This is a genomic window from Mesorhizobium sp. M0074 (assembly GCF_040322975.1).
GTDB lineage: Bacteria > Pseudomonadota > Alphaproteobacteria > Rhizobiales > Rhizobiaceae > Mesorhizobium.
Window position 1 is genome coordinate 21,673 of record NZ_JAMYUM010000010.1, and the last position, 19,689, is coordinate 41,361.

Annotated in this window: 23 protein-coding genes; 11 read left to right on the plus strand and 12 right to left on the minus strand. The window is 63.3% G+C overall.

The annotated features are described in order from the left end of the window. The first annotated feature begins 76 nt into the window (after positions 1-76). On the plus strand, positions 77-697 hold the full coding sequence (locus NKJ73_RS15290) for a pyridoxamine 5'-phosphate oxidase family protein (RefSeq protein ID WP_352570022.1): 621 nt from the start codon (positions 77-79) through the stop codon (positions 695-697). A gap of 40 nt (positions 698-737) precedes the next feature. Continuing rightward, the gene (locus NKJ73_RS15295; protein WP_352570207.1) at positions 738-1,271 is read left to right on the plus strand and encodes an NADPH-dependent FMN reductase; all 534 of its coding nucleotides are present in this window, start codon (positions 738-740) and stop codon (positions 1,269-1,271) included. 106 nt (positions 1,272-1,377) lie between these two features. On the opposite strand, the gene NKJ73_RS15300 is transcribed toward NKJ73_RS15295, so the two are convergent. After that, on the minus strand, positions 1,378-1,587 hold the full coding sequence (locus NKJ73_RS15300; protein WP_023679809.1) for a tautomerase family protein: 210 nt from the start codon (positions 1,585-1,587) through the stop codon (positions 1,378-1,380). Positions 1,588-1,619: 32 nt separating this feature from the next. Continuing rightward, positions 1,620-2,537 carry an SMP-30/gluconolactonase/LRE family protein gene (locus tag NKJ73_RS15305; RefSeq protein WP_352570023.1) on the minus strand — a complete coding sequence of 306 codons (918 nt, stop codon included), beginning with the start codon at positions 2,535-2,537 and terminating at the stop codon, positions 1,620-1,622. Positions 2,538-2,801: 264 nt separating this feature from the next. Here NKJ73_RS15305 and NKJ73_RS15310 point away from each other — a divergent pair, with 264 nt between their 5' ends. Next, the gene (locus NKJ73_RS15310; protein ID WP_023721879.1) at positions 2,802-2,969 is read left to right on the plus strand and encodes a hypothetical protein; all 168 of its coding nucleotides are present in this window, start codon (positions 2,802-2,804) and stop codon (positions 2,967-2,969) included. 88 nt (positions 2,970-3,057) lie between these two features. Here NKJ73_RS15310 and NKJ73_RS15315 read toward each other — a convergent pair whose 3' ends face one another. From NKJ73_RS15315 to ccmA, 4 genes are all read right to left on the minus strand, one after another. Further along, entirely contained in the window at positions 3,058-3,633 is a 576-nt protein-coding gene (locus NKJ73_RS15315; protein WP_352450188.1) for a DsbE family thiol:disulfide interchange protein, read from the minus strand. Beyond that, a complete protein-coding gene (gene ccmD / locus NKJ73_RS15320) occupies positions 3,630-3,797 on the minus strand; it encodes a heme exporter protein CcmD (protein WP_352456348.1) in 168 nt (55 codons plus the stop codon). The genes NKJ73_RS15315 and ccmD overlap by 4 nt, the downstream gene beginning before the upstream one ends. Before the next feature lie 126 nt (positions 3,798-3,923). Next, a complete protein-coding gene (ccmB, locus tag NKJ73_RS15325) occupies positions 3,924-4,589 on the minus strand; it encodes a heme exporter protein CcmB (protein ID WP_023679814.1) in 666 nt (221 codons plus the stop codon). A gap of 37 nt (positions 4,590-4,626) precedes the next feature. Next, positions 4,627-5,226, minus strand: coding sequence for a heme ABC exporter ATP-binding protein CcmA (gene ccmA, locus NKJ73_RS15330; RefSeq protein ID WP_352570024.1), 600 nt, complete (start codon positions 5,224-5,226; stop codon positions 4,627-4,629). Between the two features lie 282 nt (positions 5,227-5,508). On the opposite strand from ccmA, the gene acnA reads away from it, so the two are divergent. Continuing rightward, positions 5,509-8,199 (plus strand): aconitate hydratase AcnA, encoded by a 2,691-nt coding sequence (acnA, locus tag NKJ73_RS15335; protein WP_352570025.1) that lies wholly within the window; start codon positions 5,509-5,511, stop codon positions 8,197-8,199. Between the two features lie 85 nt (positions 8,200-8,284). On the opposite strand, the gene NKJ73_RS15340 is transcribed toward acnA, so the two are convergent. Next, entirely contained in the window at positions 8,285-8,965 is a 681-nt protein-coding gene (locus NKJ73_RS15340) for a ceramidase domain-containing protein (protein WP_352570026.1), read from the minus strand. 175 nt (positions 8,966-9,140) lie between these two features. Between NKJ73_RS15340 and NKJ73_RS15345 the strand changes: the two genes are divergently transcribed. Together NKJ73_RS15345 and NKJ73_RS15350 are read left to right on the plus strand one after the other, a co-directional pair. After that, entirely contained in the window at positions 9,141-9,890 is a 750-nt protein-coding gene (locus tag NKJ73_RS15345) for a DUF1223 domain-containing protein (protein ID WP_352570028.1), read from the plus strand. Positions 9,891-10,546: 656 nt separating this feature from the next. After that, a complete protein-coding gene (locus tag NKJ73_RS15350; protein ID WP_031212724.1) occupies positions 10,547-10,933 on the plus strand; it encodes a DUF2794 domain-containing protein in 387 nt (128 codons plus the stop codon). A gap of 10 nt (positions 10,934-10,943) precedes the next feature. Here NKJ73_RS15350 and NKJ73_RS15355 read toward each other — a convergent pair whose 3' ends face one another. From NKJ73_RS15355 to NKJ73_RS15370, 4 genes are all read right to left on the minus strand, one after another. Continuing rightward, the gene (locus NKJ73_RS15355) at positions 10,944-11,507 is read right to left on the minus strand and encodes a GNAT family N-acetyltransferase (RefSeq protein WP_352570029.1); all 564 of its coding nucleotides are present in this window, start codon (positions 11,505-11,507) and stop codon (positions 10,944-10,946) included. A gap of 110 nt (positions 11,508-11,617) precedes the next feature. Beyond that, entirely contained in the window at positions 11,618-12,397 is a 780-nt protein-coding gene (locus NKJ73_RS15360; RefSeq protein WP_254817871.1) for a Bax inhibitor-1/YccA family protein, read from the minus strand. Positions 12,398-12,615: 218 nt separating this feature from the next. Continuing rightward, positions 12,616-15,165: an ABC transporter permease gene (locus NKJ73_RS15365; protein ID WP_352570030.1), complete on the minus strand. Its 2,550-nt coding sequence runs from the start codon at positions 15,163-15,165 to the stop codon at positions 12,616-12,618. Beyond that, the gene (locus NKJ73_RS15370) at positions 15,165-15,875 is read right to left on the minus strand and encodes an ABC transporter ATP-binding protein (protein ID WP_031212726.1); all 711 of its coding nucleotides are present in this window, start codon (positions 15,873-15,875) and stop codon (positions 15,165-15,167) included. Before NKJ73_RS15370 ends, NKJ73_RS15365 begins: the two co-directional genes overlap by 1 nt. A gap of 107 nt (positions 15,876-15,982) precedes the next feature. On the opposite strand from NKJ73_RS15370, the gene NKJ73_RS15375 reads away from it, so the two are divergent. The 4 genes from NKJ73_RS15375 to NKJ73_RS15390 all read left to right on the plus strand — a co-directional run bounded on the left by NKJ73_RS15375 (position 15,983) and on the right by NKJ73_RS15390 (position 18,119). After that, the gene (locus tag NKJ73_RS15375; protein ID WP_023679824.1) at positions 15,983-16,627 is read left to right on the plus strand and encodes an arylesterase; all 645 of its coding nucleotides are present in this window, start codon (positions 15,983-15,985) and stop codon (positions 16,625-16,627) included. A 137-nt stretch (positions 16,628-16,764) separates the two neighbouring features. Beyond that, entirely contained in the window at positions 16,765-17,361 is a 597-nt protein-coding gene (thpR, locus tag NKJ73_RS15380; protein WP_023679825.1) for an RNA 2',3'-cyclic phosphodiesterase, read from the plus strand. 6 nt (positions 17,362-17,367) lie between these two features. Continuing rightward, a complete protein-coding gene (locus NKJ73_RS15385) occupies positions 17,368-17,664 on the plus strand; it encodes a 4a-hydroxytetrahydrobiopterin dehydratase (RefSeq protein ID WP_023679826.1) in 297 nt (98 codons plus the stop codon). A gap of 92 nt (positions 17,665-17,756) precedes the next feature. Beyond that, positions 17,757-18,119 (plus strand): YkvA family protein, encoded by a 363-nt coding sequence (locus NKJ73_RS15390; RefSeq protein ID WP_031212728.1) that lies wholly within the window; start codon positions 17,757-17,759, stop codon positions 18,117-18,119. Positions 18,120-18,164: 45 nt separating this feature from the next. On the opposite strand, the gene NKJ73_RS15395 is transcribed toward NKJ73_RS15390, so the two are convergent. Beyond that, complete coding sequence (locus NKJ73_RS15395; RefSeq protein ID WP_352570032.1) at positions 18,165-18,773, minus strand: methyltransferase family protein; 609 nt, start codon at positions 18,771-18,773, stop codon at positions 18,165-18,167. A 360-nt stretch (positions 18,774-19,133) separates the two neighbouring features. Here NKJ73_RS15395 and NKJ73_RS15400 point away from each other — a divergent pair, with 360 nt between their 5' ends. Then, positions 19,134-19,640 (plus strand): invasion associated locus B family protein, encoded by a 507-nt coding sequence (locus NKJ73_RS15400; RefSeq protein ID WP_023721899.1) that lies wholly within the window; start codon positions 19,134-19,136, stop codon positions 19,638-19,640. Positions 19,641-19,689 lie beyond the last annotated feature (49 nt).

Here is a 19,689-nt window from a genome sequence, read left to right on the forward strand (position 1 = left end):
AGTGTGTAGCGGTTTTCCCGGGAAAAGCGCGTAGCGCTTTCCCTAGGGAATTGCGTCAGAATAAGAGGAGAGGGGCATGGAATTCATCACCACACGCGACGAGTTGAGGACGATCTACAAGACGCCTCGGCCGACTGACGGCTCGATCCGCAAGGAACTGAAGGCATTGGACGGCCACTGCCGTTCCTTCATCGGCAAGAGCCCTTTCGTGCTGATCGGCTCGTCCGACGGCGCCGGCAATGCCGATGTGACGCCCAAGGGCGACAGGCCGGGCTTCGTAACAGTGCTCGACGAGAAGACCATCGCCATCCCCGACCGTCCCGGCAACAACCGGCTCGACACGCTGGAGAACATCCTTCTCAATCCCTCGATCGGGCTGCTCTTCCTCATTCCCGGCATGAACGAAACGCTGCGTGTCAATGGCGATGCCCGCATCACCGTCGATGCGGCATTGCGTGAGCGGCTGGCGGTCGACGGCAAGGCACCGCAAAGCGTCGTCGTGGTAACGGTCAAGGCCGCCTATATGCATTGCGCCAAGGCCTTCATGCGCTCCGAACTGTGGAAGCCGGAGAGCTGGTACGACCGCGCGACGCTGCCGACGCTCGGCCAGATCCTGCGCGACCAGCTGGCGCTCGCCGATTCGGCCGAGGCGACCGACCGCTGGCTGGACGATGAATACAGGAAGACCATGTGGTAGCGTGATCGGCAACGAATCGCCCAAGCCGGTCTCCATTCCTTTGCTGAACATCCTCGCCATCTCCGGCAGCCTGCGCGCCGCCTCGACCAATTCGGCCCTGGTCGCGGCACTCGCGCAAAACGCGCCGCCGGACTGTCACGTCTCCGTCTATGACGGGCTTGGTCGGCTGCCGATCTTCAACCCCGACGACGAAGGCGAGCGAACGCCGCCGCAAGCAGCGGCGCTGATCGATGCGGTCACCGCCGCCGACGGCGTCATCGTCTCCTGCCCGGAATATGCCCACGGTGTGCCAGGCGGCCTGAAGAACGCGCTTGACTGGCTGGTGTCGCGCGATGCCGCCGTTGGCAAGCCAGCCATGCTGGTGCATGCCTCGCCGCGCTCGCTGTTTGCCCGCGCCGCACTGGTCGAGATCATGCGGACAATGTCTTTTGCGCTCCATGAGGAAGCAGCGCTCGAAATAGCGCTGCTCGGCAAGAAGCTGCTGGAGGTGGAGGATATCTTATCGCAGCCTGAAAACCGGCTGACGATGCGCGATGCCCTATCCGCCTTCGCGGAGTTCATCCGCTCGCGGTGAACGCCGGACCGTGCTTTCGTCATCCCAGGGTCTCCGCGACGGAGCTTCGCTCCTGCTCCGCCCTGGGATGACGACGCTAGGAGCTGCGGCCAATCTGTGCCGGGAACTATCCCTTGCCCCTCCGCGTCTCGACGTCGGTCTCGCCGACGAACCAGTCGCGTGCAGCGACCTCCTCGAAAACCACCCAGACATCATTGTTGGTCAGGCCGGTGACGCTGGTGATGGCCGCTGTCACTTGGGCGGCGATCGCGGCCTTTTTGCCGGCCGGGTCATCGGCAATCACCTCCTTGACCAGGCGGATATTCACGAATGGCATGGTTCCCTCCCTTGCATATGCTTGGCGGCCGCTCAGTAGGTTTTGGCGCCGTTGACCATGAGCCGGACCATGTAGAGGGATGTGGTGCCGGCGATGTAGAGGCAGTTCAGCTTGTTGCCGCCGAACACGCAATTGGCGACGACTTCCGGTACCTTGACCTTGCCGATCAGCGTCCCGTCCGGATCGTAGCAATGGACCCCGTCGGCGGCACTGGTCCAGATGCGGCCGTCCGCATCCAGCCTGAAACCGTCGAACAGGCCGGCGGTGCAGTCGGCAAAGACCTTTTCGCCTGAGACCGTCTTGCCGCCCTGGTCGACATTGAACACCCGGATGTGCGCCGGGTTTTGCGCGCCATGGGTGCGGCCGGTGTCGGCGACATAGAGCTTGCTTTCGTCGAGCGAGAAGGCGAGCCCGTTGGGCCTGACCATGTCGGTGATCACCGCCTCGGTCTCGCTGGTGCCGGGATCGACCCGGTAGACATGGCAGGCGCCGATCTCGCTTTCGGCCTTGTCGCCCTCGTAATCGGTATCGATGCCGTAGCTCGGGTCGGTGAACCAGATCGAGCCGTCGGACTTGACCACCGCGTCATTGGGCGAGTTCAGCCGCTTGCCGCGCCATTTGTCGGCGATGGTGACTACCGACCCGTCATGCTCGGTGCGGCTGACGCGGCGGCCGGAATGCTCGCAAGTAACCAGCCGGCCTTGCCGGTCGACCGTGTTGCCGTTGGAATTGCCGGACGGCTGACGGAACACGCTGACGCTGCCGTCGGTCTCGTCGTAACGCAGCATGCGATTGTTCGGGATGTCGGACCAAACCACATAGCGCCCGGCCGCGAACCAGGCCGGTCCTTCCGCCCATCGGCAGCCGGTAAACAGCCTGTCGACCTGTGCATTGCCGTTGAACAGCCGCGAAAAGCGCGGATCGAGAACTTCGTAGAATTCGCTGGCCATGGTTCCTCCCGGTAGCAGTCGCTTGGCAAGGCGCGATCAAGCCAGCCCACGATCGATATGGCAAGATCGATGATGCGTCAGAGGCATTATGGAAGCGAATGCTGGCCCGGACGGCAGGTCACATCCCGCTAACCGGCTATGCGCCCAGCGCAATGGTGCATTGCAACATCTTATTTTTGCAATGCACCATAACTATGTCATGCTCCGTATCGATCAAGGGAGGAACAACTGGCCGCGAAACGCGGCGCAAAAAGGAAACTCGCTATGATCATCGACAGCCTCATGAGCCGCGCTCGCGCCAGCATCGCCAAGCGCCGGCATTACAACCGCCTCGTCGCCGAAATAGACAGCTTCAGCAGCCGTGACCTCGCCGACATGCGCGCCGACCGCTCAGAAATGCTCTACCAGGTCCACAAGCAGATCTACGGCTGAGTCTTCGGTCGACCTATCACGTTCGTCATCCTTGGGCGTAGCGACGCAAAGCGGAGCAAAGACCCTAGCATGACGAAACGGCGGGCCATCAGCCCGGCATGGCCAGCGCCTTCTCGATTTCGGGCAACAGCAGCGTCCGCGCCGAGTCCGGCGTCAGCGGTCCTACATGCTTATAGGCGATCTTGCCATCCTTGCCGATGACGAAGGTCTCCGGCACGCCGTAGACACCCCAGTCGATCGCCGTGCGTCCGGCCTGGTCGACGCCGATCGCCTGGAATGGGTTGCCGAGATCGCCAAGGAACCGACGGGCGTTTTCCGGCTGGTCCTTGTAGTTCAGCGCGGCCATGACGAAGCGTCTGTCCTGCGACAGCGCCAGCAGCACCGGATGCTCTTCGCGGCACGGCGCGCACCAGGACGCGAAGACGTTGACCAGCGTCACCTTGCCGGCGAACTGTTTTGAATCGAGGCCCGGCAAATTGGTGCCTTCGAGCGCCGGCAGGTTGGTCTGCGGCGCCGGCAGGCCGATCAGCGCTGACGGCACTTCCGACACGTCGCGCCCGGACAAAAGCTGCGCCAGGAACAATCCCGCCAGCCCGAGAAAGACCAGCAGCGGCAGCAGCACGATCAGGCGGCGGCGCGCCGGTGTTTGGGTTTCCGTGCTCATGATTTTACTGCCTTATCGGAGCGCCGGCGCACGCCGGATGCCTCCAGCTCGGCAAGCTCTCGCTTGCGGCCGCGCTGGTCGAGCAGAATCCAGCCGATCAGCCCGCCCAGCACCACGGCCGTGATCGCATAGGCGGCGGTGACATAAAGCGCATGTACGCTCATGCTTTTCGCTCCGCGGCGCTTTCCAACCGGTCCGTCTCACGCCGTTCCAACATGTCTTCTCTTAACGCTGCGCCATCGGCTCCGCAATTGTTCGCCGCGCCGCAGGCATGAGCTGAAGCCAACGCATCAATCCGTTCCGTGCCGTAGCGCCAGCGCCGCCGCCACAGGGCCGAGCACGGCAAGAAACAAGGTCAGCGCGGCAAGAATGAGGAAGGGCTGCAGGAATGGATCGGGGTCCGCCACCGCGCCATAGCTTGCCGATACGCCGAAGATCAGCACGGGAATGGTCAGCGGCAGCACGAGCACCGAGATCAGCAGCCCGCCACGCGGCAACGCCACTGCCACCGCTGCACCGGCAGCACCGATGAAGGTGATCGCCGGCGTGCCTACCAGAAGCGTCAACGCCGTGGCGCCGATGCCGGCCGGCTCCATGTTCATGAACAGGCCGAGCAAGGGAGCGGCGATGACCAGCGGCAGCACGCTTCCCGCCCAATGCGCCAGGCATTTCGTCAGAACGGTCAAGGCCAGCATGTGCCGGTCGTTGCCAAGCACCAGAAGATCGAGCGAGCCGTCCTCGCGGTCGGCCTGGAACAGCCGGTCGAGGCCGAGCAGGCAGGCCAGCAAGGCGGCGATCCACAGGATCGCCGGGCCGATGCGGGCCAGCAGCTTCAGCTCGGGACCGACGCCGAAGGGGATGGTCGCGATAACGGCGAGAAAGAAAATCACGCCGGTAAGCGCCCCGCCGCCGGCGCGGATACTCAGCCGGATGTCGCGCAGGAAGAGGGCTAGCATGATGTGAGATGCTTTCGCCTGTGAAGGAATGCCAACATCAGCCGGTCATCCTCAATTCCTTTCCCTCGATCCCCAGCGGCAAATGCGTCGCCGCAACCACGATTCCCCCACTCTCGAGGTGCTTCCCCATCAATTCGCCGAATCTCGCCTCCGAAGCCTTGTCCAGTCCTGCCGTCGGCTCATCGAGCAGCCACAATGGCCGGTGGCTGACCAGCAGTTTTGCAATCGCCGCGCGGCGGCGTTGCCCGGTCGAGAGGTAGCCGAACGGCAGATGGCCGATGCCGCCCAGCCCGACGGTTTCCAGTGCCTCTTCAACACCCGCGGAACCGGCGCCCGAAAAATCGCGCCAGAAGCACAGGTTTTCCGTAACGCTCAGCGCCCTCTTCATCGCGTTGAGGTGGCCGAGATAGTGACAGGCCGAGGCGGCCGACGGAAAGTCCTCGCCACCACCTTCGAACCGCACACGGCCTGCCGCCACCGGCAACAGTCCGGCGACGATCCTGAGCAGCGTCGATTTGCCGGCGCCGTTCGGCCCGGTGACGACCAGCGCCTGGCCATCCCCCAACGCGAATTCGATGCCGGAAAATACCGTCTCGCCGCCGCGTTCGCCGCCAAGATTTTCCGCGATCAGCCGCATCCGTTCCCCTTCGCCGAACGTTCAGGCGCGGCTTCGGTGCGCCGCAGCAAAAATGGCGATTCCGTGTCTAGAACTATTCCAGAAAATTCTCTATATCCGCATCATCCGTGCCAGCGGTCGGCACGGGAACCGAATTTGCGCCGAACCAGCGCGCGTGCCGCCTTGAACGGCCCGGACGCTTGGGAACGGATAGCGGAAATGGCCGTACCCGCACCTTTGCGCGTGATTTGCATGCCCACTGGCGTCCGTTCCCTTCCGGCAACCGACAGTTAGGGATCGCACGTGTCCAAATCACTCGACAGTTTCAATTGCCGCCGCACGCTGACCGCCAGCGGCACCGAGTACATCTACTATGACCTTGTCGAGGCCGAAAAGAACGGCCTCACCGGTATTGCCCAATTGCCCTATTCGATGAAGGTGCTGCTGGAGAATCTGCTGCGCAACGAGGACGGCCGTTCCGTTACCAAGGAGAGCATCCAGGCGGTCGCCGGCTGGCTGACTGACCGGGGCACCGCCGGCGTCGAGATCGCCTATCGCCCGGCTCGCGTGCTGATGCAGGATTTCACCGGCGTTCCAGCCGTGGTCGACCTTGCCGCCATGCGCGACGCCATGGCCTCGCTCGGCGGCGACCCGCAAAAGATCAATCCGCTGGTGCCGGTCGATCTGGTCATCGACCACTCGGTCATCGTCGACGAATTCGGCACGCCACTGGCTTTCGCCCGCAATGTCGAGCTTGAATATGAGCGCAACGAGGAACGCTACAAATTCCTGAAATGGGGCCAGCAGGCGTTCCGCAATTTCCGCGTCGTGCCGCCCGGCACCGGCATCTGCCATCAGGTCAATCTCGAATATCTCGGTCAGGTCGTGTGGACCAACAGCGAAGACGGCGAGACCACCGCCTATCCCGACACCTGCGTCGGCACCGATTCACATACCACGATGATCAACGGCCTCGGCGTTCTCGGCTGGGGCGTCGGCGGCATCGAGGCCGAGGCCGCGATGCTTGGCCAGCCGGTCTCCATGCTGCTGCCTGAAGTCATCGGCTTCCGGCTCACCGGCAGGCTGAGGGAAGGCGTCACCGCCACCGACCTGGTGCTCACCGTCACCCAGATGCTGCGCAAGAAGGGCGTCGTCGGCAAGTTCGTCGAATTCTTCGGGCCGGGCCTGTCCAACATGACGCTGGCCGACCGCGCCACCATCGGCAACATGGCGCCGGAATATGGCGCCACCTGCGGCTTCTTCCCGGTCGACAGCGAAACCATCCGCTATCTCACCATGTCCGGTCGCGACGAAAGCCGCATCGCCCTGGTCGAGGCTTATTCGAAGGCGCAAGGCTTGTGGCGCGATGCCGGCTCTGCCGATCCGGTCTTCACCGACCTGCTGGAGCTCGATCTCGGCAGTGTCGTCCCGTCGATGGCCGGCCCGAAGCGGCCTGAAGGCCGGGTCGCACTTGAAGACATTCCGGCCGGCTTCGCCAAGGCCATGGAGACCGAATACAGGAAGGCCGCCGAAATCGACAAGCGCTATGCCGTCGAGAGCACGGACTACGATCTTGGCCACGGCGATGTGGTCATCGCCGCCATCACCTCCTGCACCAACACCTCGAACCCGAGCGTGCTGATCGGCGCCGGGCTGTTGGCGCGCAACGCCAACCGGCTCGGCCTCAAGCAGAAGCCGTGGGTCAAGACCTCATTGGCGCCGGGCAGCCAGGTCGTCGCCGAATATCTCGAGAAATCCGGCCTGCAGAAGGAGCTCGACCAGATCGGCTTCAACCTGGTCGGCTTCGGCTGCACCACCTGCATCGGCAATTCCGGCCCGTTGCCGGCGCCGATCTCCAAGACCATCAACGATAAGGGCTTGATTGCTGCGGCAGTCTTGTCCGGCAACCGCAATTTCGAAGGCCGCGTCTCGCCCGACGTGCAGGCGAACTATCTCGCCTCGCCGCCGCTGGTCGTCGCCCACGCGCTGGCCGGGACCGTGACCAAAGATCTGACCACCGAGCCGCTCGGCGACGATCGCAACGGCAGTCCGGTCTATCTCAAAGACATCTGGCCAAGTTCGGTCGAGATCCAGGAATTCATCGAGAAGAACGTCACGCGCGAATTGTTTGCCCGCAAGTATGCCGACGTCTTCAAGGGCGACGAGTACTGGCAGAATGTCAAGGCGCCGGAAGGCCAGACCTATGCCTGGGACGACAATTCGACCTATGTGCAGAACCCACCCTATTTCGCCGGCATGAAGTCAGGCTTCGGCAAGATCGGCGATATCAAGGGCGCGCGTGTGCTCGGCCTGTTCGGCGACAAGATCACCACCGACCACATTTCGCCGGCCGGTTCGATCAAGGCGGCCTCGCCGGCCGGCAAGTATCTTACCGACCACGGCGTCGGCGTCGCCGATTTCAACCAGTACGGCACGCGCCGGGGCAACCACGAGGTGATGATGCGCGGCACCTTCGCCAATATCCGCATCCGCAACCATATGCTGGGCGAGAACGGCCGCGAGGGCGGCTACACCATCCATTACCCCTCGAAAGAAGAGGAATCGATCTACGACGCCGCGATGCGCTACAAGAAGGAAGGCGTGCCGCTGGTCATCTTCGCCGGCGTCGAATATGGCAACGGCTCGTCGCGTGACTGGGCGGCCAAGGGCACCAATTTGCTGGGCGTCCGCGCGGTCATCGCCCAGTCCTTCGAGCGCATCCACCGCTCCAATTTGGTCGGCATGGGCGTGATCCCCTTCGTCTTCGAGGAAGGCACCTCATGGGCCTCGCTCAACCTCAAGGGCGACGAACTGGTCGAGATCGACGGACTGAGCAACATCAAGCCGCGGCAGAAGATGATCGCCAGGATCACCTACGGCGACGGCAGCGTCAAAGAGGTTCCGATCATCTGCCGCATCGATACGCTGGACGAGCTCGACTACTTCAAGAACGGCGGCATCCTGCAATACGTGCTGCGCGATCTGGCCGCTTAAGTGAGTAGGGCAATAAGGGAGTAGGGCAGTAGGGTGAAGCAAGGAGAAGCGACTTATTCCCCTACTGCCCTACTGCCCTACTGCCCTACTGCCCTATTCCCCCAATTCCCGGCTTTCCAAACCGCGCTGTCGCCGCCAGCAGCACGCCGAGCATCAGCCCGTTGAATATGTGCCACAGGAAATGCGTGCCGAGCGGAAAGCCGCCGCAGACCAGCGGATCGATCATCCTGCAGATGACCGACACGACGAAGATCGCCGAACCCGCCAGATTGTACCAGCCGGCGCGATTGCCGCTGGCCGCCACCCAGGCGCCGAAGAAGGCGAGCGCCAGAAACGGAGGCAGATAGCCGGTCGTCCCGTTCGACGCCTGGCGCAGCCAGTCGGGCACGGCAAAGGTCACCAGCCCGGCAACGGCGTAAAAGGCGACGAAGATGGCGATCGCCCTGCCCCATTTCATGCCGAGAAAACGTCGCAGGTTGAACAGCGTGTAGGCCAGCGTGAACCCTGCAATGGGCAGCACGTCGGCCAGGATCATTGCCCTTGTGGCAAAGGTGTGGAACAGCGACGAGCCGACGCCGATCGCCACCACCCACCAGGCCAGCACTTCGGCGAAGGTGCCGGTGCCGCGCTTGCGCACCTGCCAGACACCCCATAGCCCGGCGGCAAAAAAAGCCAGATTGCTCAGCGCATTGAGCGGTTCGGCCCAGAATTCCGGCCCCATCCGTTCGCAATAGAGGTCGACCGGCGCCAGGAGAGATTGCCACATGCTGATTGCCGCCCGAATCGCTTCCATCGTGTAGTGCAAGTCCACCTATTGCGCCCTTGCCAGTGGTTGCAACGGCAAAATTTCACCGCAACGTGACTTCCCGTTGACTGCCGCTTCTGCCACATATTTCGACAACCAGAACAAAGCCGGCGTCACCGGCGGGATCGGAACGGCCATGCCATCTCGAAGACCATTGCGGCTTGCGGCCCTTGCGCTGGCCCTCTCGGCATTGGCCGGCAGGGTCCTTGCCGAGCCAACCGACAAGCCATTAGGCGTCGTCGAGCTCTTCACCAGCCAGGGATGCAACTCCTGTCCGCCGGCCGACGAATTCTTCGCCGAGCTTGCCGCCAAGGAGGACATCGTCGCGCTCGCCTATCATGTCGATTATTGGGATTACCTCGGCTGGCAGGACACGCTGAGCCGCAAGGAAAATACCGAGCGGCAATACGAGTATATGCGCGCCTTCGGCAGTCGTTCCGTCTACACCCCGCAAGCCGTCATAAACGGCCGCAGCCATGTCAACGGCGCCAGCCGCAAGGAAGTCGACGGCGCGCTGGCCCGCATGGAGAGGGTCGGCGAAGGCATGCGCGTCGGCATCAAGGTCAGCCGGACCAGCGATCGCGTCATGATCGATGCCGGCGACGCCGTGACCGGCCCCACCGACGCGCATGTCGTCATCGTCTATTTCAACCCGCCACAGACGATAAAGATCGGCAAGGGCGAAAACAGCGGCCGCAGCATGACCTACTGGAACGCCGTCTCCACCATCCAGACCGCCGGCATGTGGCACGGCAAGGCGCAGCGCTACGAACTGCCGATGAGCGAGATCGCCAAGAAGGGTGGCTGCGCCGTGCTGCTGCAATCAGTTGGCAAGGACGGCATGCCCGGTCCGATCCTGGGTGCAGCCTTTATCCGCAAGCCTTGAACCGAAACGTCGCGCTGCCCCTCATCCGCCTGCCGGCACCTTCTACCCGGTATAGTGACGGGGAGAAGGGAAACTGGCCGCGGTATCGGCGTTCTTCGTGCAACGCTGGTGATTGGCAAAACCGCAGCCGTCTGCGTCTTTCTCCCCGTCGCTATACGGGGAGAAATGCCCGGCAGGGCAATGAGGGGCTGCGCAGACCGACGGTCATAACGCAATTAGGGCCCCTGCATGGCCATCTTAACGTGCCCCCCGCTTCGGAGGCGATCCCACCGGCCGGCCAATAAAAAACCGGCGTCAGCTTGCTTCTGACGCCGGTCATTTAGGTTTTGGGATCGTCGCACCCGATCTTTCCAAGGAAAAACCGAGGTTGGTTCGATCCGACGCAGACCCGTGGGCGGGGGGCTTGGGGTTTACGAGCCGGTGCCGGACCGAACCGTCTCAGGCAACACCGGTAAATTCGTCGGACATTGGGGCATGAGCACGGATAAAAAAAGGCAGGATTGTGGCGAAGCATCACCAATTCCAACAGGCGTTTCGCAAACGTGACTGGACGCTGGAGAAACCGCGCGGTGCTGGCCTTGCCCGGCCGGGCCTTGCAATTCGGCAACGAAAGCGCCAACTTTGGTCGGCGTACGATTCATTGCGAGGATCCAGGCATGACTGATCGCAGCAGCGGGACGGAGGATGGGGACGCATCCGCAATATTGATCCCGCTGCATGAGGCAAGACGCGAACGCCTCGACCAGCCGGTGCGGTTCGACCGGCGCGAACTGGACCAGATCCTCAGGCTCTACGGCCGTATGGTTGCCGCCAACGAGTGGCGCGACTATGCCATCGACCATCTCGCCGACCGCGCCGTTTTTTCCGTCTTCCGCCGCACCAGCGAAGTGCCGCTTTTCCAGATCGTCAAGGATCCGAAGCTGGCGCGCCGGCAAGGCGCGTTCGCCGTCATCGCCGCCGGCGGGCGCATCCTCAAGCGCGGCCAGGAACTCGGCCGGGTGCTTGGCGTGTTCGACCGAACACTGAAGCTGGTCGAGGCGTAACCCTTTATTTTTACTGTTGGAACTTCCGCTCGGGCAGCGATTGCGGATCAGGCGGGATGGACGCCCCGCCATTGATCGGCAGCTGCATGAACACCGTGTCCAGCCAACGCCCGTGCTTGTAGCCGGAGCCTTCCAGGCGGCCGGAATGACGAAAGCCGAGCTTCTCGTGCAGCCGTACCGAGGCGCTGTCGGGCCGGCCGTCGCCGATCACCGCGATGATCTGGCGAAAACCCGCCACCTTGGCCGCCTCGATCAGCCCTTGCATCAAGAGCAGCCCGACGCCTTGCCCTTTGGCCTCGGGCGCGACATAGACGGAATCCTCAACGACGAAGCGGTAGGCCGGGCGTGGCCGGAACGCCCCGGCATAGGCATAGCCGAGCACGGCGCCGGTCTTTTCCGCAACGAGATAGGGAAAGCCGCCCGCCATCAGGCTGTCGAAGCGCGCGCCCATCTCGGTGCGGCTTGGCGGTTCGAGTTCATAGCTCGCCGTGCCATTCGTTACCGCGTCGGCATAGATTTCCGTGATCCGGTCGAGATCGGCCGACGTCGCGGCCCGCAAGGTGATGCTGCTCATAATTTAGGCACGTCGTTCATCTGCCCTATATCACAGCAAAAGCCGGCACAAAAGAAAAGGGCGGCCATTGGGCCGCCCTTTCCAAACTCGCTGGTCCAGGAAAACCGTATTTAGCGACGGTCGCCCATGAACTGCAACAGGAACATAAACAGGTTGATGAAGTCGAGATAGAGCCTCAATGCGCCCATAATCGCCTTGCGGCCGGCGACATCAGTCTCGTCGCCCTCGAAGTACATCTCCTTGATGTTCTGCGTGTCGTAGGCGGTGAGGCCCGCGAAGATCAGCACGCCGATCGCCGAAACGGCGAAGGAAAGCGCCGACGACTGCAGGAAGATGTTGATCACCATCGCGATGATCAGGCCGACCAGGCCCATGACCAGGAACGACCCGAACGCCGAGAGATCGCGCTTGGTCGTGTAGCCGTAGAGCGACAGCCCGCCAAAGGCGGCGGCGGTGGCGAAGAAGGTCTGCGAGATACTGGCGGTGGTGTAGACCAGGAAGATCGACGACAGCGACAGGCCGACGAGGCCGGCGTAGACCCAGAACGTCGTCTGCGCGGCCGAAACGCTCATCGACTGGACTCGGAACGACAGGAACATCACCGCTGCCAGCGGGGCAAAGATCACCAGCCATTTCAGCGGCGAACCAAAGATCGCGTAGCCGAACGAGGTCAGCATCTCGCCGCTTGGCAACGTCGCGACGGCCGAGGCGGGATCGCTGGTGGTGGCCAGCATGATTGTGCCGACCGCGGCAAGGCCGGTGATGAGGAGGCCAAGCCCCATCAGATTGTAGACCTTGATCATGTAGGCCCGCAGGCCCTGGTCGATGGCAGCATCGACGCCGGCGCCGGGCACGGCGCGCGTCTGATAATTGCGAACGGGATCAGCCATGGAAATCCTCATATTGCTTCTGCCCCGTCCGGTGTCAGGTCCTTTGAACCCAGGCGCCGCTGGCGGGGCTCCAGCATGCCTGCGCCGAAATATGATGGTTCTTGGCGTAAAGGACAAGACCGTAACCAAGCGTAATGCTCCGTGAAGTGCCAGAGATACGGTTTTATTGGCCTTCCCGCCCGGAACATTACCGAGATTTAATCAAAAACGGCTCTGGCTCAAAGATTCCGCAGCACCGGCGCCGCCTTGTGGCCCAACACCCGCCACGTGCCGGCAAGGCCGATGCCGACCGTGACCACCAGCGAAAAGCCGATGGTCGCCACCGCCACTTCGGGCATGAAGTGCGATGGCAGCGTCATGATGCGCGCGACGACGAACCACGCCGCCACACCGCCCGCCGCCAGCGCGAAGATCGCAGTGGCAAGGCCGATCAGCATGTATTCCAGCGAAAACGCGGCGATCAGCGTTTTCCTGGTCGCACCCAGGGTCTTCAGCACCACCGCGTCGTGAATGCGAGCCCGGTTGCCGGCGGCGAGCGCCCCGGCCAGCACCAGCACCGAGGCGATCAACGCCACGCCCGCTGCTGCCCTGATTGCTGTGCCGAGCTGCGCCACCAGCCGGTTGACGATTTCGAGCGCGTCCTTGACCCTGACCGTCGTCACCGCGGGAAAGGCACGCGTGACGGCGTTGAGAAGATGCGCATCGTCGGCTGCCGACGCATTCGTCTCGGTCAGCGTCGCCAACCAGCCATGCGGCGCACCAGCGAATGTGTTGGGCGAGAACACCATGACGAAATTGATGCCCATGGTTTCCCATTCGACCTGGCGGAAATTGGCGATCTTGGCCGTGATGTTGCGGCCGAGCACGTTGACGGTGATGGTGTCGCCGAGCTTCAGCCCGATCTCTTTGCCTTCCTCGGCGGAAAACGAGACCAGCGGCTCGCCGGCATAGTTCTCCGGCCACCAGCTGCCCTCGGTCAGCGTCGCATTCTCCGGCAGCTTTGCGTCATAGGTCAGGCCGCGATCGCCGCGCAGTACCCAGGCGCCTTCGGCCGGAACCTTGACCTTGTCGACATCGACGCCGTTGAGCGCCATCACCCGGCCGCGCAGCATCGGCACCTTGATCAGCTTGCCTTGCGGTGCCTCTTTGCCGACCAGCGCGGAGAAGGCATCGACGTCACCGCTCTGGATATCGACGTAGAAGAAGTTCGGTGCCCTTTCCGGCAGGCTGCCCGAGATCTGCCGCCTCAGATTGCCGTCGATCAGCGCCAGCGTCACCAGCAGCGTCAGCCCGAGTCCCAACGACAGCACCACGGACGGCGTCAAGGCGCCAGGCCGATGGATGTTGCCGATGGCGAGCCTGAGCGCGGTCGAGCGCACGCGCGGGCCTTTCTTCGCCGCCCACTGCACCAGCGAGCCGACCACACGCAGCACCAGGAACGAAAAGATCGTGGCGCCAACGAAGATCGAGGCAATACGGCGGTCGCCGGAAAACAGGATCGCCAGTACCGCGAGCAGCAGCGCGATGCCCAATGCCGCGGCGATATAGAGCGGGCGGGGAAAACCGCGGCCCTCGAAACCCATTTCGCGAAACAGCGCCGTTGCCGGCACGTCGCGGGCGCGGCCGAGCGGCAGCAAGGCGAAAGCCAGCGTCACCAGCAGCCCGAACAGCGCTGCCATGCCGAGGGCGCCGGGATAGAACCCACCTTCCGCCGGCACTGGAATGACCGATTGGAGTGCCGCGCTGGCCGCGAACGGCATCAGCGCGCCAAGTACAAGGCCTAGCGTGATGCCGAGGGCGGCGATCATCAGGATCTGCACCAGATAGACGGCAAAGACGAACCCGCCCGAAGCCCCCAGGCTCTTGAAGGTGGCGATGACGCCGCGCTTGCCGTCGAGATAGGCACGCACGGCATTGGCCACGCCGACGCCGCCGACCACCAGCGCCGTCAACCCAACCAGCGTCAGGAATTGCGAAAACCGCTCGATATTCGAGGACAGCGCCGGCGCTGCGTTGCTGCGGGTGCGGATCGACCAGCCGGCCTGCGGGAACTGGTTTGCCGCCTGCTCCTGGATCGCCTTGATCTGTGCCTCAGTGGTGCCGCCGGGCAGGCGGACCTTATAGGCGTTCTCGACCAGGCTGCCCGGCTGGATCAGGCCGGAAGCGGCAAGCCCGTCGGTCGACACCATCAGCCGCGGCGCAAAACCGAAGCCATCCGACACTGCATCCGGCTCGTTGACCAGCCTGGCGCGCAGCTCGAACGTCGCGCTGCCGAGCTTTAGCCGGTCACCGATGCCAAGGTTCAGCCGCTCGAACAAGAGGTCCGGGGCGGCGGCGCCGAAGACGCCGGATTTTTCGCCGAACAGATCCTCTCGCGACAGCACCGGCTCGGTCTCCAGCGCACCATAGAGCGGATAGGCGCCGTCGACCGCCTTGGCCTCGACCAGCGCCTGGTCGGAGCCGTCCTCGAGCCTCGCCATCGAGCGCATATTGGCGCTGTGCGAAACCGTGCCAAGCCGGTCGAGGAAGCTGCGTTCGGCTCTGGTCGGATCGCGTTGGTTGAGCTGGAAGCGGAGATCACCGCCGAGCAGCGTCTGGCCCTGGTCGGCAACACCGGCGGAAATAGCCTGCGCCACCGAATTGACGCCGCCGATCGCAGCGACGCCGAGCGCGATGCAGGCAAGGAAGATCAGGAAGCCGGACAGCCCGCCACGCATTTCTCGCAGCGAAAACCGAAAGGCGAGCCTCAGCGTTTGCGCCAGCGGCATCAGGCGGTCACCTTGCCAGCCCTGGTGGCCGGCTTAGGCGCGTCTTCGATCAGCCCCGACCGCATCGACACCTGGCGCGAGCAGCGCGCCGCGAGTAGCGGGTCATGCGTGACCAGCACCAGCGTCATGCCGCGTTCGGCCGCCTTGGCAAACAGCAGGTCGGCGACGTGCCGCCCCGTTGCCTGGTCGAGATTGCCGGTCGGCTCGTCGGCGATCAGGATGCGCGGCGACGGCGCCAGTGCCCGGGCGATCGCCACGCGCTGTTGCTCGCCGCCAGACAATTCGCCGGGGTAATGGGTGACGCGATCGCTGAGACCGACCGCCGCCAGCTCGCGTGCCGCTACGCCGAACGGATCGACATGGCCGGCAAGCTCCAGCGGGACGGCAACGTTTTCCAGCGCCGTCATATTGGGGATGAGATGGAAAGACTGGAACACGATGCCGATGTTTCGTCCCCGAAACGATGCGATCTGATCTTCGCTTTTGCCGTTGAGCAGCTCGCCGGCAATTCGGACCGTGCCCGAATCGACCCTTTCAAGCCCGGCCAAAACCATCAGCAATGTCGACTTTCCCGAACCTGAAGGTCCAACGATGCCGGTCGCTTCGCCGCCCGCCACATCGAGGCTGACGCCCTTCAGCACATGGACCGAGGATGCACCTTCGCCGAGCGTCAGCGATACGTCTTTCAGCGAAATGACGGCTTCTTCCAAAATCAAATCGTCCTATATGGGGGATGAAGGCTAGTGCATCCGATGCTCGACAAAGACGAAAACCTGCCTTCGCCAACAGATGTTCCTGGTCATATGGGGCCTGCCGCATGGCTTTCAAACACACCTTTGCCGCAGCCTTCGCCCTTTTCCTCGCCATTTGCGGCGCCATTTCGTCGGCGCGCGCCGAACCGTTCACCATTGTCGGTTTCGGCGACAGCTTGATGGCGGGTTATGGCCTCGGGCCAGGTCAGGGCTTCACCGAGAAGCTGCAGGCGGCGCTGCGCGCCAAGGGCTACGATGTCACGGTCGCCAACGCCGGCGTCTCCGGCGATACGACGAGCGGCGGCCTGTCGCGGCTCGACTGGTCGGTGCCGGACGGCACGCAGCTGGTCATCCTGGAGCTCGGCGCCAATGACATGCTGCGCGGCGTTTCGCCCGCCATAGCGGAAAGGAACCTGGACGCCATGCTGGCAAAACTGAAGCAGCGCAAGATCGCCGTTTTGCTTGCCGGAATGCGCGCGGCGCCCAATCTCGGCGCCGACTACCAGAACGCCTTCGACGCGACCTTTCCGAGACTGGCTGAAAAATATGGCGTGCCGCTCTATCCTTTCTTTCTCGAGGGCATCGCCGGTCAATCCGTCCTGCAACTCGAGGACGGCCTTCATCCAAACGCCCGAGGCGTCGACCGCATCGTCGAGGGTATCCTGCCCAGTGTGGAGAAGACCATTGAAGCGGTCCGGGGCAATTCCTGAAGGCGAGGGTTCGCCGTCGCAACACCTTCCGCAGGGGAAGCTTTTAGGCAGGCCTGCGACCAACAAACCCCTTGCCCCGTTTGAATATCGATGATTCGCTAGGGGCAAGAGTTCGATTCGAGGACAGGAGGCTTGCCATGCCGCGTCTTTTTACCGCCCTCGAGATACCGCGTGATGCCGCTCTTTCGCTGTCCCTGCTCAGGGGCGGCCTGCCCGGAGCCCGCTGGATCGACGTCGAAAACTATCATCTGACGCTGCGCTTCATCGGCGATGTCGAGGGCCATGTCGCCGACGACATCGCCAATGCGCTCGACCGTGTTCACCGCCCGTCCTTCCCGCTGACGCTGTCCGGCGTCGGCGCCTTCGGCCAGAAGAAGCCGCATGCGGTGTGGGCCGGGGTCGCCGCTTCGCCCGATCTTTCCGCATTGCAGGCCGAGATCGATCGCATCTGCCAGCGGCTCGGCATCCCGGCCGACCCGCGCAAGTTCACGCCGCATGTGACGCTGGCCCGCCTGCGCAATTCGAGCCCGCTCGACGTCGCCCAGTATCTGTCGGCGCGCGGCAATTTTTCGACGCTGCCGTTCCGGATCGGCCGCTTCGTGCTGATGTCGTCACGCGATTCGGTCGGCGGCGGGCCTTATGTCGTCGAGGAAGCCTGGCCGCTTTCAGGTGCTGACAACCGCGTCGCCAGCCGTTTGGTCGGCGCCGCCGACGCTTCGCGGATCATGCGGTAGACGGACATGGCCAGGGAGAAACTAGCAAAAGAGGCGATCCGCGCCGAACTTGCCGGCCTCGACGGCTGGTCGCTGGCCAAGGATGGTGGCTCGATCACCCGCAGCTTCACCTTCAAGAATTTCTCCGAAGCCTTTGCCTTCATGACCCGCGTTGCCCTGGCCGCGGAGAAGATGGACCACCATCCCGACTGGTCGAACGTCTATAAGACGGTAAACGTGACCCTCAACACGCACGACGCCGGCGGCCTGACCGCGCTGGATTTCGATCTGGCCAGGAAAATGAACCGCTATTTCGGCGGCTGAGCCTATCTGCACCTTGCAGCGAGGTTCGGCTTTCACCACATTTTGCCTCGCGGTCACGCGTGAAGTCACGCGACGGCCGCAAGGAGAGGTTGATGGCGCAAAAATCCGGTTTTGATTTCTTTGGCCTCGGCAGCAAGCCGGGCAACGAGAGCGAAGTGCGCGAAAAGTTCTGGCGTACGGCGAAGAAGGCCGCCCGGCAGATCCCGTTCATGGAAGAGGTGGTCGCCGCCTATTACTGTGCCATGGACAAGAAGACGCCGCTGCGCGCCAAGGGCACCTTGCTGGCTGCGCTCGGCTATTTCGTGCTGCCGACAGACGTCATCCCCGATTTCATCCTTGGGCTAGGCTTCACCGACGACATCGCCGTGCTGACCGCCGCGATTACCGCCGTCAGCGCCCACATCACGCCGGCGCACCGGCTCGCCGCCAGGCAGGCCATCGCCGACAAGAGCTGAGCCGGTACGGCGCAAAAAATCGCGTGAGAACCGACTTTCCGGCCGTCAAACCCACCGCCGCACCCGCGCCTTGTAGGCGCGATAGGCATCTCCGAACTTCCGCTCGAGATAGCGCTCTTCCGGCGCGATTACGCCGGTATTGATCACCCACAGCAGCGGGACGACGAGCGCAATAGCCCAAAGACTTCCGGCCGCGACGCCGAGGCCCAAATAGATGAGGGTCGTTCCCAGATAGAACGGATTCCTGGTGCGCCGATAGATACCGTCGACGACCAGCGCCGTCGTCGGCAAGGTCGGTGGTATGTTGGTTCCAGCGGCCTGAAAGCGGCCCGCTGCCATAAAGATGAACACGAAGCCGCACACCGCGAGCACGGCGCCGGTCAGATAGCGGGCGAGCGCCTGCCCGGCCATGACCGGGAGCGGCACGAGCACCTCGAGCACGGTTGCCGCCACCAGGAAGCCGAGGAAGATCAAAGGTGGCAGCGCAATGACCCCGGCCACGTCGGGCGCGCCCGATCCGCCCGCCGTCTCCCCGGCATCCGACCGGCGCACCGCGCCACCGGCCGCCCGCCGCATGGCGACACGAATGCCGAACACAATCGCCAGGACGGCTGTGCCGCCCGCCAGGATCAGGACTGTCTCGGAAACGGCCATGGCCAAATCTCCCGTAGCCGCCAAGAAGGGCGCCCTGGCCGAACGTCGTGGAGGCGAACGTAGACATGGTACCATCTGGAGGGAAATTCGTCACGTACATCAGAAAAGCCAGGATGGCTGCAAGGACCTAGCTGCTTGAAAAGTCAAACTCTTGCCGTTTTCGTGGCCTCCAAGTCGCGGCAGGGACAGTGCGCCAGCCGCTTTTTCGAGCGGCAGCGCGAAGACGGCGGCGGTTTCCTGGCGTGAACATCCTTTTCTCAGGGAAATTCACCGTTTGGTAACCCAGATTAAATCAAAATGAAGCGACGGGCAGGACGCCGAGCCGGCCTGCCGCCGCACCAGTGGAATACGGGAAAAGCGATGCGCGGATTGATTGCTATAGTTTCCAGCCTGGCCCTGGTGGCCTTGACGGCGCCCGCGCTGGCGCAGTCGGCAACCAAGATCGGCCAGCATAATGCCTGGGGCACCTACAGTTATCAGGCGTCGGGCGGCGGCAAGGTCTGCTATGTCCTGACGGTGCCAACCGACAAGCAGCCGCCGACGCTCGATCACGGCGACATGTTCTTCTTCGTCAGCCAGCGGCCGGGGCAGCAAGTGTCCTACGAGCCGCAATTCATCGCCGGCTATACCTTCCAGGAGGGTTCCAAGGCCACCGTCACCATCGACAAGAAGTCTTTTTCGATGTTCACGCGCGGCAAGTCGGCCTGGGTCGAGAACGCCGCCGAGGAGCCGGTGCTGATCGCCGCGATGAAGACCGGCACCGACATGAAGGTGTCGGCCAAGTCCGGCCGCGGCAACACCACCACCTACGTCTTCTCGCTGAAGGGCATCTCGGCGGCGCTGGCCTCGATCGCCAAGTGCAAGTAGGCGGTTAGGCGCAGTCTTCCCTTCTCCCCTTGTGGGAGAAGGTGGATCG

Coding starts and splice junctions, on each gene's coding strand:
- NKJ73_RS15375 (WP_023679824.1), top strand. CDS start 15,983: ATGGCTTTCAAACACACCTTTGCCGCAGCCTTCGCCCTTTTCCTCGCC.
- ccmA (WP_352570024.1), bottom strand. CDS start 5,226: ATGCGGCTGATCGCGGAAAATCTTGGCGGCGAACGCGGCGGCGAGACG.
- ccmB (WP_023679814.1), bottom strand. CDS start 4,589: ATGCTAGCCCTCTTCCTGCGCGACATCCGGCTGAGTATCCGCGCCGGC.
- NKJ73_RS15360 (WP_254817871.1), bottom strand. CDS start 12,397: ATGGCTGATCCCGTTCGCAATTATCAGACGCGCGCCGTGCCCGGCGCC.
- NKJ73_RS15395 (WP_352570032.1), bottom strand. CDS start 18,773: ATGGCCGTTTCCGAGACAGTCCTGATCCTGGCGGGCGGCACAGCCGTC.
- NKJ73_RS15315 (WP_352450188.1), bottom strand. CDS start 3,633: ATGAGCACGGAAACCCAAACACCGGCGCGCCGCCGCCTGATCGTGCTG.
- NKJ73_RS15400 (WP_023721899.1), top strand. CDS start 19,134: ATGCGCGGATTGATTGCTATAGTTTCCAGCCTGGCCCTGGTGGCCTTG.
- NKJ73_RS15390 (WP_031212728.1), top strand. CDS start 17,757: ATGGCGCAAAAATCCGGTTTTGATTTCTTTGGCCTCGGCAGCAAGCCG.
- NKJ73_RS15300 (WP_023679809.1), bottom strand. CDS start 1,587: ATGCCATTCGTGAATATCCGCCTGGTCAAGGAGGTGATTGCCGATGAC.
- NKJ73_RS15305 (WP_352570023.1), bottom strand. CDS start 2,537: ATGGCCAGCGAATTCTACGAAGTTCTCGATCCGCGCTTTTCGCGGCTG.
- ccmD (WP_352456348.1), bottom strand. CDS start 3,797: ATGAGCGTACATGCGCTTTATGTCACCGCCGCCTATGCGATCACGGCC.
- NKJ73_RS15385 (WP_023679826.1), top strand. CDS start 17,368: ATGGCCAGGGAGAAACTAGCAAAAGAGGCGATCCGCGCCGAACTTGCC.
- NKJ73_RS15290 (WP_352570022.1), top strand. CDS start 77: ATGGAATTCATCACCACACGCGACGAGTTGAGGACGATCTACAAGACG.
- NKJ73_RS15345 (WP_352570028.1), top strand. CDS start 9,141: ATGCCATCTCGAAGACCATTGCGGCTTGCGGCCCTTGCGCTGGCCCTC.
- NKJ73_RS15355 (WP_352570029.1), bottom strand. CDS start 11,507: ATGAGCAGCATCACCTTGCGGGCCGCGACGTCGGCCGATCTCGACCGG.
- NKJ73_RS15365 (WP_352570030.1), bottom strand. CDS start 15,165: ATGCCGCTGGCGCAAACGCTGAGGCTCGCCTTTCGGTTTTCGCTGCGA.
- NKJ73_RS15340 (WP_352570026.1), bottom strand. CDS start 8,965: ATGTGGCAATCTCTCCTGGCGCCGGTCGACCTCTATTGCGAACGGATG.
- NKJ73_RS15310 (WP_023721879.1), top strand. CDS start 2,802: ATGATCATCGACAGCCTCATGAGCCGCGCTCGCGCCAGCATCGCCAAG.
- thpR (WP_023679825.1), top strand. CDS start 16,765: ATGCCGCGTCTTTTTACCGCCCTCGAGATACCGCGTGATGCCGCTCTT.
- NKJ73_RS15350 (WP_031212724.1), top strand. CDS start 10,547: ATGACTGATCGCAGCAGCGGGACGGAGGATGGGGACGCATCCGCAATA.